Source organism: Amycolatopsis sp. NPDC051373 (assembly GCF_040689465.1).
GTDB lineage: Bacteria > Actinomycetota > Actinomycetes > Mycobacteriales > Pseudonocardiaceae > Amycolatopsis.
Window position 1 is genome coordinate 33,353 of the sequence record NZ_JBFBAE010000028.1, and the last position, 10,985, is coordinate 44,337.

At 71.8% G+C, this 10,985-nt stretch carries 12 protein-coding genes; 7 read left to right on the plus strand and 5 right to left on the minus strand.

The genetic code is table 11. The annotated features are described in order from the left end of the window. Positions 1 to 12 precede the first annotated feature (12 nt). From AB0383_RS38815 to AB0383_RS38830, 4 genes are read right to left on the minus strand one after another with little or no spacing between them, the layout of a single operon-like run. A complete protein-coding gene (locus AB0383_RS38815; RefSeq protein WP_366189935.1) occupies positions 13 to 732 on the minus strand; it encodes a hypothetical protein in 720 nt (239 codons plus the stop codon). A gap of 30 nt (positions 733 to 762) precedes the next feature. Beyond that, a complete protein-coding gene (locus AB0383_RS38820) occupies positions 763 to 1,176 on the minus strand; it encodes a TIGR03668 family PPOX class F420-dependent oxidoreductase (RefSeq protein ID WP_366189936.1) in 414 nt (137 codons plus the stop codon). After that, on the minus strand, positions 1,173 to 2,072 hold the full coding sequence (locus AB0383_RS38825) for an LD-carboxypeptidase (protein ID WP_366189937.1): 900 nt from the start codon (positions 2,070 to 2,072) through the stop codon (positions 1,173 to 1,175). Before AB0383_RS38825 ends, AB0383_RS38820 begins: the two co-directional genes overlap by 4 nt. After that, on the minus strand, positions 2,069 to 4,000 hold the full coding sequence (locus AB0383_RS38830) for a prolyl oligopeptidase family serine peptidase (protein WP_366189938.1): 1,932 nt from the start codon (positions 3,998 to 4,000) through the stop codon (positions 2,069 to 2,071). Before AB0383_RS38830 ends, AB0383_RS38825 begins: the two co-directional genes overlap by 4 nt. Positions 4,001 to 4,119: 119 nt before the next feature. Between AB0383_RS38830 and AB0383_RS38835 the strand changes: the two genes are divergently transcribed. The 4 genes from AB0383_RS38835 (at position 4,120) to AB0383_RS38850 (ending at position 7,178) form a co-directional block, all read left to right on the plus strand. Continuing rightward, positions 4,120 to 4,695 (plus strand): DUF3090 domain-containing protein, encoded by a 576-nt coding sequence (locus AB0383_RS38835; RefSeq protein ID WP_364189520.1) that lies wholly within the window; start codon positions 4,120 to 4,122, stop codon positions 4,693 to 4,695. An 8-nt stretch (positions 4,696 to 4,703) separates the two neighbouring features. Next, a complete protein-coding gene (locus tag AB0383_RS38840) occupies positions 4,704 to 5,513 on the plus strand; it encodes an SCO1664 family protein (RefSeq protein WP_364189518.1) in 810 nt (269 codons plus the stop codon). Beyond that, the gene (locus AB0383_RS38845) at positions 5,498 to 6,370 is read left to right on the plus strand and encodes an aminoglycoside phosphotransferase family protein (RefSeq protein WP_366190008.1); all 873 of its coding nucleotides are present in this window, start codon (positions 5,498 to 5,500) and stop codon (positions 6,368 to 6,370) included. Before AB0383_RS38840 ends, AB0383_RS38845 begins: the two co-directional genes overlap by 16 nt. 112 nt (positions 6,371 to 6,482) lie before the next feature. After that, positions 6,483 to 7,178, plus strand: coding sequence for a hemerythrin domain-containing protein (locus AB0383_RS38850; RefSeq protein WP_366189939.1), 696 nt, complete (start codon positions 6,483 to 6,485; stop codon positions 7,176 to 7,178). A 22-nt stretch (positions 7,179 to 7,200) separates the two neighbouring features. On the opposite strand, the gene AB0383_RS38855 is transcribed toward AB0383_RS38850, so the two are convergent. Next, complete coding sequence (locus tag AB0383_RS38855) at positions 7,201 to 7,977, minus strand: M50 family metallopeptidase (RefSeq protein WP_366189940.1); 777 nt, start codon at positions 7,975 to 7,977, stop codon at positions 7,201 to 7,203. A gap of 113 nt (positions 7,978 to 8,090) precedes the next feature. On the opposite strand from AB0383_RS38855, the gene AB0383_RS38860 reads away from it, so the two are divergent. The 3 genes from AB0383_RS38860 (at position 8,091) to AB0383_RS38870 (ending at position 10,904) form a co-directional block, all read left to right on the plus strand. Then, on the plus strand, positions 8,091 to 8,897 hold the full coding sequence (locus AB0383_RS38860; protein WP_366189941.1) for a DUF3097 domain-containing protein: 807 nt from the start codon (positions 8,091 to 8,093) through the stop codon (positions 8,895 to 8,897). A gap of 103 nt (positions 8,898 to 9,000) precedes the next feature. Continuing rightward, the gene (locus AB0383_RS38865) at positions 9,001 to 9,435 is read left to right on the plus strand and encodes an NfeD family protein (RefSeq protein ID WP_285967010.1); all 435 of its coding nucleotides are present in this window, start codon (positions 9,001 to 9,003) and stop codon (positions 9,433 to 9,435) included. Positions 9,436 to 9,488: 53 nt separating this feature from the next. Next, positions 9,489 to 10,904, plus strand: coding sequence for an SPFH domain-containing protein (locus AB0383_RS38870; protein WP_366190009.1), 1,416 nt, complete (start codon positions 9,489 to 9,491; stop codon positions 10,902 to 10,904). Positions 10,905 to 10,985 lie beyond the last annotated feature (81 nt).

Genomic DNA, 10,985 nt, shown 5'->3' on the forward strand with positions numbered 1-10,985 from the left:
ACCCGGTGATCGTTACCGGTCCTTGGTGAACGCCGCCGCGAACATCGGCAATGTGGAGCGCACGGCCTCCTTCGCCGTGCCAGCCGGCAGGTTCCCGTTGTCGAACTCGACGGATTGAAGGGATTCCACCCGGTCACCGTGGGAGAGCAGCAGGACGCACCGATGGCTCTCGTCGTCATCGGTCTGTGTGGCGCAGAAGCCGTATTGCGAGTCGACTCCCGGCAGGGTCGGGGCGTCGAACGCGCCGTCGATCCGGAAGTCCACGGCGGAATCCGTGAAGGTGCCGCACGCCAGTGCGGATTTGAGCTTGGTGATGACCTGCGCGCCGGTCATTCCGTCGTACCGGCCCATGCGCTCATCGACGACCTCGGACGTCAGCCCGGGGTCGGGGCCCGCGCCGAGCTTGAAGAAGCCCGCCGAGTTGCCCTCCACCTCGGCTTGGTCCCAGGCCTCGAGTGTCTTCCGCCCGCACGCGGCCATGAGCTTCTTCGGGTACACGGCGTTGATGACCGACCGCACCTCGTCGTCGAGCGCGAAGCCGGTCGGCGCCAAGGCCTCGTCGGTCGGCAGGAACTGGGACAGATCCGGCGGCTTCGGTTTCGGCTTCGGCGAATGCGAGCTCGTCGGCGACGGCTTCGTGGCCGACGAGCCCGGGGCGGACTCGACCGCACCCGAAGAGCACCCCGCGAGCAGCACGACCAGACCGGCCAGCACGACCGTTTTCCTCAGCACGCCCCATGATCGCCGATCACCGGACGATCGTTACGAGAACGCCCAACCCCGCCAATCGCCGACGGAAGTCGACACCACCGCATGCTCCGGCGGCCGCGACGCGTACTGCGGGTACTTCGCCACCAACCACGCCACCCGCTCGGCCCGCTCACCTTCGTCCACCACCCGCGCGACCCCGTCCGCGCGGGCCCACCACAGCTGCGTCCAGTCGTCGGAATACGCGTCGACCAGCCAGGACACCGACGGGTTCTCCGCGATGTTCGCCAGGCGCCGCAACGCCGTCGAAGACTTCGGTTTGTGGTCGACGGCGAAGACGATCTCCGAGCCGGACACCGCGAAGGTCACCGGCACCAGGTGCGGCACGCCCGAAGCCGACGCCGTCGCCAGGCGGGCCACGCGCGCGGCGGCGAAACGGGACCGGGCTTCGTCGGCGGAGAGCTTCATGCCAGAGCGGGGGAGTCGAGGGTCAGCGTGCCCAGCTCCGTGTCCAGCGAAGCCCGCGCGCCCAGCGGCAAGGTCGGCGACGACGCCACGTGGCCGAACCCGAAGTCGCCCAGCACCGGAATCGCCAAGGGCGCCAAACGGTCGAGTACCAGCGACCGGATCTCGACCGGGTCGCCGCACGCGGCCCACGAACCCAGCACCACGCCCTGCGCGCCGGCGAACCAGCCCGAGCGCAGCAGCTGGGTCAGCATCCGGTCGATCCGGTAGACGCTCTCGGTCACATCCTCCAGCAGCACGATCCCGTCCTCGGCCGACCCCTGCTCCGCCGTGCCGAGCCCGGCCGCGAGCAGCGAGAGGTTTCCGCCCACCAGCAGCCCCGACGCGCGACCCGGCACGAGCACGTCCGCGTCGGGCGCCAGTAGCACGCGGGTGCGCTCCGGTTCGAACAGTGTGCGCCGCAGGTGCTCGGCCGCGGTCTCGTCGAACAGGACCGAAGCGGGCATCGGCGAGAACAGCGTGTCCAGGTCCAGGTGCGTGGCCACGGCGCGGTGCAGGGCCGTCACGTCGGACGACCCCGCCAGCACCTTCGGGCCGGCAGCCCGCAACGCCGCCCAGTCGATCAGATTTAGCATCCGCTGCGAGCCGTAACCACCGCGGGCCGCGAGCACGCACGCGACGTCCGGGTCGAGCCACGCGGCCGCGAACTCCGCCGCCCGCACCTCGTCCGGCGCCGACAGGTAACCCGACGTCGAGCCGTGCACCGCCTCGCCGACCCGCACCTTCACACCCCAGCCGCGCAGCACCGGCAGTGCCGCGTCGAGCAGGTCAGGCGCCACGGGACCGGATGGCGCCACCAGCGCCACCGTGTCCCCTGACGCCAGCCGCGGTGGTCTCATCGGGACAGCTCCAGCTTCGCCACGTCCCTCGTCGCGAACCCGAACACCTGGCCGTAGAACGACAGCTCGGCCTCCAGCGCCGTCACGATCGTCTCCGCCCGCCGGAACCCGTGCTGCTCACCCGGGAACCGCAGGTAGGCGTGGTCGACGCCGCTGCCGGCCAGCCCGGCGACGAACCGGTCCGCCTGCTCCGGCGGGCAGATCTGGTCCTCCAGACCCTGCAGGAACAGCACCGGCCCCGCCAGCGAACCCGCGTGCGTGATCGGCGAGCGCTCCCGGTAGCGCTCCTCGGTCTCCGGATACGGCCCGACCAGCCCCACCAGGTACTGCGACTCGAAGTCGTGCGTCTCGCCGCCCGCTCCCGTCCACGTGGCGAGGTCCAGGATCGGGAACTTCACCGTCGCCGCCGCGTACGTGCGGGTCATCGTGATCGACGCCGCCGACGTGAACCCGCCCGCACTGCCGCCCCGGATCCCCAGCCGCGCGCTGTCGGCGGCCCCCTCGGCCACCAGCGCCTCGGCCACCGCCACGCAGTCGCCGACGTCCACCACACCCCACTGCTCGCGCAGCCGCTCCCGGAACGCCCGCCCGTAACCGGTGGAGCCGCCGTAGTTCACGGCCACCACGCCGATGCCGCGGCTGGTGAAGTACGCGATCGTCAGGTCCAGCGCCGCGTCGCTGCGCCCGGTCGGCCCGCCGTGCACGTGGACCAGGAACGGCGGCCGCTCACCCTCGGGACCGGTGAAGTCCGGGTTCCGCGGCGCGAACACGAACGCCGGGATCCGCGAACCGTCCGCCGCGGTGAACACGCGCTCCTGCGGCACCGGCAGGTACGCCGCCGGCGGCAGGTCGGCCGGCTGCGGCGTCACCGCGGTCCACCTGCCCGCCTCGAGATCCACCCGCACCACGGCGCTCTCGCGATCCGCGCCCCCGGCGATCCCCGCGACACCACCCGGCACCACGGCCAGCCCCGACGTCGACCACGCGCTCAGCTCCGGAACCACCGGCGTCACCGAACCGGCGTGCTCGTCGAGCACCGCCAGCCCATCCGCAGTGAGCACGGCGTGCCGCCCACCGCCGAGCGGGGCGAACCAGCTCGCGCCGAGCTTCCACATCGCGCCGCCGATCTCCTGCTCCACCGGCGCCAGGTTCACCACCGACCCGTCGAGCCCGACGCGGTGCAGGTTCCACCAGCCATCCGGGTCCAGCAGCGCCAGCAGCCGGTCCGGCGCCTCCCATTCCAGCTGGCAGACCGCCACGTCGGCGCCACCGGCCAGCACGCGGGCCTCACCGAACACCCCGTCGCCGTCCACGGGCGCGACGAACAGCTCCGTGCCGTCCCACGGCATCGCCGGGTGGTCCCACGCGAGCCACGCCGCGTACGCGCCGTCGGGCGAGAGCTGCGGCGCCGTGAAAAACCGGTGCCCCTCCACGAGCACCCGCCCGGCACCGCCGGCGAGGGGGATGGCCACGAGTTCGCGAGAGATGTCCGTGCGGCGCGGCCCGGTGCTGCGTTCGCGAACCGCCCACACCTCGCCGGCGCGCCCTGCGCGAAGATCGCTGTACCGCACGCCCTGCGGCTCGGCCGGCTCCGGCGTCAGCGGCGTCACCTCACCGCCAACGCACGCGTACACCCGCTGATCGGCCCAATGGGTGAAAACCACGACGGCACCGATCGCGACCCACGGGCGGCCGCCGTACTCGTGCACGCGGTTGCGGACGTTCCACGGCGCGGGCACGACGTCCTCCACCCCGCCACCCGGAACCGCGCGCACGAGCGCCACGCGGCCGCCTTCGGCCGGTCGGGCCTCGGCCCACCACAGTTCGTCACCCACGGTCGCCGGCCACTGTGCGCCACCTCCCGCGGCCGCCACGTCCGCCGCCGAAACGGGTGAGGTCCAGGTTCCGTATGCAGAGATCTGTGGCACCCGGAAAGCCTAACGGCGATCCGCTGCGTGTCCGCACCCGCACGCACCGCACTGAAATCCCGGTCAACCAGGGGCGGCGGATGCCGATCATGCGTCCGTGGCCTAGGGTCGGGGGTGCTATGTCTCGCGTAATCCACGTCTTCCGCAAGCCCGACCGGTTCGTCGCCGGAACGGTCGGCGAGCCCGGCGATCGCACGTTCTACCTCCAGGCGTCGGAAGATGTCAGGACGATCAGCGTGACGATCGAGAAACAGCAGGTCGTCGTTCTCGCCGAACGCCTCGGCTCCCTTCTGGAGGAGGTCGCCAGCCGCTTCGGCGCCGACGTGCCCACCGACGTCCCCGACGACCAGCTCGACGTCGACCCCCTCACGGTCCCCGTCGAGGAGGAGTTCCGCGTCGGCACCATGGGGCTGGGCTGGGACGCCGACTCCAGCGCCGTCGTGATCGAGCTCCTCGCGATCACCGAGGGTGAGGTCGACGAGACCGTGGTCCTCGACGACACCGAAGAGGGCCCCGACGCCGTGCGCGTGTTCCTCACCCCGGTCGCCGCCCGCGCCTTCGCCGAGCGCGCCGACCGCGTCGTCAGCGCCGGGCGCAAGCCGTGCCCGCTGTGCGGTGAACCGCTCGACGCGACCGGGCACATCTGCCCGCGGCAGAACGGCTACCGCCGCGATGTCGACGTGGCCGAGGACTGAGGGCGCCGGTGGCCAGCACTCCGCCGGAACCGACGGACCCCGCCGCGCGCGAGTTCGTCACGCACGGCCGCATCGACGTCGAGGGCCGGCTCGTCGACGCCTCCAACGTCACCCTGTTCTGCGCGATCGAGCTCGACGGCGTCACCGGCCGCGTGGTCTACAAGCCGGTGTCGGGGGAGCGGCCGCTGTGGGACTTCCCCGACGGCACCCTCGCCGGCCGTGAGGTCGCGACCGCGATGATCGCCGACGCGTCCGGTCTCGGCGCCATCCCGCCCACGGTCCTGCGCGACGGCCCGTTCGGACCCGGCATGGTCCAGCTGTGGGTGGAGACCGCCGAGGACGACGACGTCGTCGACGTCTGCGCCCCCGACGAGGTCCCCGAAGGCTGGCGCACCGTGCTGCACGCCCACGACCGCCTCGGCGACCCGGCCGTGCTGGTGCACGCCGACCATCCCGGGATGCGTGAGCTGGCCGTGCTCGACGTCATCGTGAACAACACCGACCGCAAGGGCGGGCACCTGCTCGCGGGCACCGACGGCCGGGTCTACGGCGTCGACCACGGCATCTGCCTGCACACTGACCCGAAGCTGCGGACCGTGCTGTGGGGCTGGATCGGCGAGGGCCTCGGGGACGACACCGCGGAGAAGCTGCGCAAGCTGCGGTCCGACCTCGACGGCAAGCTGGGCGCCGACCTCGGCGAGCACATCACCACCTTCGAGGTCCGCGCGCTGTCACAGCGCACCGACTTCCTGCTCGCCGAAGGCGTCTTCCCCGAGCCCGGCGACGACTGGCGCGCGATCCCCTGGCCGCTCTTCTGAGCGACTCGCTGGACAACGCGGCCCGCGCCCGGCTGGTCGACCGGTTCGGCGCGGGCGTCGGACCGTGGTGCGACGCGCTGCCCGGCCTCGTCGCGCGCCTTGTGCGGCGCTGGAACCTCACGGTCCGGGAAGCGCGCCCGGGCAACACCGGCCGGACGCTGCTGTGCGACAGCCCTGATGGTCCCCGCGTCCTGAAGCTCTGCCCCGATCCCGGGATCGCCCAGGCCGAAGCCACGGCGTTGCTGGCGTGGGCCGGTCTGCCTCGGGTCGTGCAGCTGCTCGACACCGACCTCGCCGCGGGTGCGATCCTGCTCGAAGGCCTCGCGCCCGGCACGACCCTGACCGGCACGGACGTTCCTTGGGATCAAGTCCGCGACCTGGTCGACCAGCTCCACGGGGTCGCGGCGGACGGCCCGTTCCCGACCCAGCTCGAGCGCGTCCACACGATGTTCGACCTCGCTGAACGCCGTCTGCGCGGCAGCACCGCGGAAGCACACCTGCCTCTAGACGTTCTGCACGCGGGACGCACTCGCGCCGAAATCCTCGCCACGACCGGTCCCGTCGCCCTCGTCCACGGCGACCTGCACCCCGGCAATGTCCTCGACGCCGGCCCGGCCCGCGGCATCGTCGCGATCGACCCCCGCCCGTGCATCGGCGACCCCGCCCTCGACGGCGTCGACTGGGCGTTCCTCCCTCTCCTTGACGGCGGCACGCTCGACGACGGCCTCGCCCGCCTGCCCGACCCCGACCGCACCCGCGCGTGGTGCGCCGCGCTCGCCCCGCTCATGGTGATGGGACCCCTGCGCCGCACCGGCCCGACGCCCTTCACCGACGCGGTCCTCGCGCTCCTGCCTTAGCGGGTGTGGCGCTCGTCACTGTTCGGCCGCGGGTTCAACCGCCGGCACCTCGGGCCTCGTGTCGCGAGGTGCCGGGCGAGCACGCGCCGGCTCCCGCTGCCGAAGGACTGACATGACCGCAACGAAGGCTCCCGGCGCGATGACCCGCGAGATGCGCATGGTGCACACCGCGCTGCGCCGCGAGTTCGGGCTGATGCCGAAGCTGGTCGCCGGCGTCGCCGAACAGGACACGCAGCGCGCCGCGCTCGTCGCCGACCACCTCGAGCTCGTCAACACGATCCTGCACCACCACCATCACGCCGAAGATCTCGAGATCTGGCCCAACCTGCTCGAACGCTGCCCCACCGACGTCGCCCCGCTCGTCTACGGCATGGAGCGCCACCACGAACGCATCGCGTTCCTCGGCGTCGATCTCACCGACGCCGTCGCGGCCTGGCGCGCCGAGCCGAACACCGCGCACCGCGACGCCGTACTGGGCGTCCTCGACCCGCTGATCACCGTGCTGTACGAGCACCTCGGCGCGGAAGAGGACTACGTGCTCCCGCTCATCGAACGGCACATCACCGCCGCGGAGTGGGACACGATGGTCGCCCGGGGCGCGGCCGAGCTCCCGGCCGAGAAGCTCCCGCTCGTGCTCGGGATCATGATGTACGAAGGCGACCCCGGCGCCGTCGAGGACGCACTCGGCAACCTGCCCGCCGAAGCCCGCGACACCGTCGCCGAACTGGCGCCGCGCCTGTATGCGGACCTCGCCGAAACCCTCCACGGCACCCGCACCCCGCCGAAGGAATCCACGCCCGCCCGCTGAACCGGCACGTCACGGCCACACGTCACGGCCACAGCAGCGGCACCGCCTTCTCCAGTGCCCAGCCGATGACCACGAACCAGCCGGCGATCCATACGAACGCCGGGATCGAAGTGAGCTCCGCGAGGCCGGCCGCGTCGTCGGTGTGGTGGCGCAGGCCGTGGCGCACCCGGTTGGACACGAGCGCGGCCAGCCCGCCGATCTCGCTGGTGAGCAGCAGCCACGCCTCGCCATACGCGACCGCGTTCTGCACCCACCCCGGCGCCGTCCGCCAGACGGTGAAGGTGACCATCCCGAGCGCGACAACCGCGACGAAGGTGATCAGGTCACGCGTGACCACCAGCACGAGCACCATCACCAGAGTGGTGAGCGCGAGGACGGCGGGCGCGTAGCCGTGCCGCAGCAGCCCGGCGGCGCCGAGCCCGGCCAGCGACGGCATCGCGTACCCGGCCACGCTGGTCAAGGTCCGCGACCACGGCGAGGGCGTCCACGACCACGTGGCTCCGCTGTCGGCGCCGGTGATCGCGATCCGGTACACCCCGCCGCCCGTGACGACGCTGGCGAGCGCGTGCCCGCCTTCGTGGAACACCGTCCCCAGCACGTTCGCGCGCCCGATCAGCAGATCCTTCTCGCTCGTCAGGAACGCGAACGTCCCCGTCGACACCGCGGCCGCGAACAGCCCTGTCACCAGCACCAACCACTGCCCGGGCGCCTCGACCGTCTCGGTCAGCGACCCGAAGAACCCCCCACCCGCCATGACCTCGACCTCCCCTGGGAACGGCAGGAACCCGAAGAATCGCACGTGGGTACGACTTTTCCGGCCCTGTCGGAGGGCGGCCGAACGCGTCAAGGATCGGCCGCCGCCCGGCGTGGCGGCAGGACTTCACCCCACGAACCGCACTACGGTCCTCGGCCGTGCGCTCACATTCGTACGACGACGTGCTGTCGGGCCCGCGCAAGCGGAAGATCCCCGAGGTCCCTGCCGAACCCGGGCTCGTGGTCGAAGACCCCGCCAGCGGCTTTTGCGGCGCGGTCGTGAAGATCGAGTACGGCAATGCCGTCCTCGAGGACGGCAAAGGCCGCCGGCGTGTGTTCCCGCTCGGCCCCGCGGCGTTCCTGCTGGAGGGCAAGCCCGTCACGCTCGTGCCGGTCCGCAAGGCCGCCGCGCCCGTCAAGCAGGTGTCGGCGTCCGGGTCGGTGAAGGTGCAGGGCCTGCAGGCACGCGTCGCGCGGGACTCCCGGATCTGGGTCGAGGGCAAGCACGACGCCGAGCTCGTCGAGCGGGTGTGGGGCCACGACCTGCGCGTGGAAGGCGTGGTCGTGGAACCGCTCGACGGCGTCGACGTGCTGGCCGGGAAGATCGCCGAGTTCGGCACCGGGCCCGGCCGCCGCCTGGGCGTGCTGGTCGACCACCTCGTGAAGGGCAGCAAGGAGTCGCGGCTGGTCGCGCAGGTCCGCGATGAGCAGGTGCTCGTGACGGGTCACCCGTACGTGGATATCTGGCAGGCCGTGAAACCCGCCGCCGTCGGCATCCGCGCGTGGCCGGAGATCCCGCGCGGCACCGAGTGGAAGGTCGGCATCTGCGAAGCGCTCGGCTGGGGCGAGACCTATGAAGGCTGGCAACGGGTCCTGGCCGCCGTGAGCAGTTTCCGCGACCTCGAGACACCGCTCATCGGCGCCGTCGAACGACTCATCGACTTCGTCACCGAGCCCTCGGAATGAGCTCGAAACGAGCCCGATATGCCCGGTTCCAGGCAAGGTCACGCGTCGGTCACGTCGAGTCACTTGCCCGGTGCGAACCGGCGCGATCTGAGAGCATGACCACATGGCAGTAGCGCTGATCTGGCTGATCATCGGCATCGTCCTGATGATCGCGGAAGTCATCTCCGGCGACTTCGTGTTGATCATGCTCGGCATCGCCGCGCTGCTCGGCGCCGGCTCCGAAGCGATCACCGGCAACATCTTCATCGACGTCGCCGTGTTCGCCGTCAGCTCCGTCGCGCTGCTCGCGCTGGCCCGCCCCGCGCTCAAGCGCCGCTTCCTCGCCGGCTCCCACACGCCCACGGGCACCGACGCGCTCATCGGCGCCCGCGCCGTCGTCGTGTCCACAGTGGACTACGACGCCGGGCAGGTGAAGATCGGGGGAGAGATCTGGTCGGCGCGCGCCGTGCACGAGTCGCACCCGCCGATCGCGCCGGGCACCAGCGTCACCGTTGTCGAGATCTCCGGCGCCACCGCCGTGGTGGACATCGTGTCGTGATCGCGAGAACTCCGGAAAACGGTACTAGGTAAGGGGAAACGCTCTTGTCCACAATTGCGATCGTCGTGGTCGCGCTCCTGATCTTGTTCGTCATCATCACGGTGGTCAAGGCGATCATGGTGGTGCCGCAGGCCCAGTCGGCGGTGATCGAGCGACTCGGCCGGTTCCGCACGGTCGCCTCGCCCGGCCTGACGTTCCTGGTGCCGTTCCTGGACAAGGTCCGCGCCCGGATCGACCTGCGCGAGCAGGTCGTCTCGTTCCCGCCGCAGCCGGTGATCACCGAGGACAACCTGACGGTCAACATCGACACCGTCGTGTACTTCCAGGTCACCGACTCGCGCGCCGCGGTCTACGAGATCTCCAACTACATCATCGGTGTCGAGCAGCTCACCACCACCACGCTCCGCAACGTGGTCGGTGGCATGAGCCTGGAGCAGACGCTGACCTCCCGCGACGCGATCAACAGCCAGCTGCGCGGCGTGCTCGACGAGGCAACCGGCCGCTGGGGCATCCGCGTCGCGCGGGTCGAGCTCAAGGCGATCGACCCGCCGCCGTCGATCCAGGACTCGATGGAGAAGCAGATGCGCGCCGACCGGGAGAAGCGCGCGATGATCCTCACCGCCGAAGGTCAGCGGGAGTCGTCGATCAAGACGGCGGAAGGCCAGAAGCAGAGCCAGATCCTCTCCGCTGAAGGCCAGAAGCAGGCCGCGATCCTCGCGGCCGAGGCCGAGCGGCAATCCCGCATCCTGCGCGCGCAGGGTGAACGCGCCGCCCGCTACCTGCAGGCCCAGGGCCAGGCGAAGGCGATCGAGAAGGTGTTCGCCGCCATCAAGGCCGGCCGCCCGACGCCCGAGGTGCTCGCCTACCAGTACCTGCAGACCCTGCCGCAGATGGCGCAGGGCGACGCGAACAAGGTCTGGATGATCCCGAGCGACTACGGCAAGGCCCTCGAAGGCTTCGCCCGCGCGCTCGGCGCTCCCGGCGACGACGGCGTGTTCCGCTACGAGCCGCCGAAGGACGACACCCCCGAGAAGCCCGACCTCGACGACGACGAGGTCGCCGGCTGGTTCGACACCTCGACCGACCCGAAGGTCGCCGAAGCCGTCGCCGCCGCGGAAGCCGTGGCACGCAAGGAGGTGCCGAGCCCGCTCAACGCGCCGCCGCCGCGCCGCGCCCTCGGCGGAGGCACCCCGACACCGGAAGCCGCGGCCCCGGCCGCACCGGCGGAGGAAGAGCCGCCCGCACCGCCGGCCACGCCGCCGAGCACGCCGCCGCCGGGTGTCCAGCAGCAGAACCCGCCGTCGCTTCCGCAGCCGCAGCCCCCGACCACGCCGCCGGGTGGCCCGTACCAGGGCCCGCCGCAGCAGTTCGGCGGACAGCCGGGACAGCAGGGCCCGGGCAGCGGGCCGTTTCCGCAGCAGGGCCCGTTCGGCGGACCCCAGGGCGGGCCGCCGCAGCCGCGCCGCTGACACACCACCCGAACGAAAAGGGGGGCGCCGCGACCGCCCAGACGTGGCGCGCCCCCCCGGATAAACCCCCTAAACGCGCCG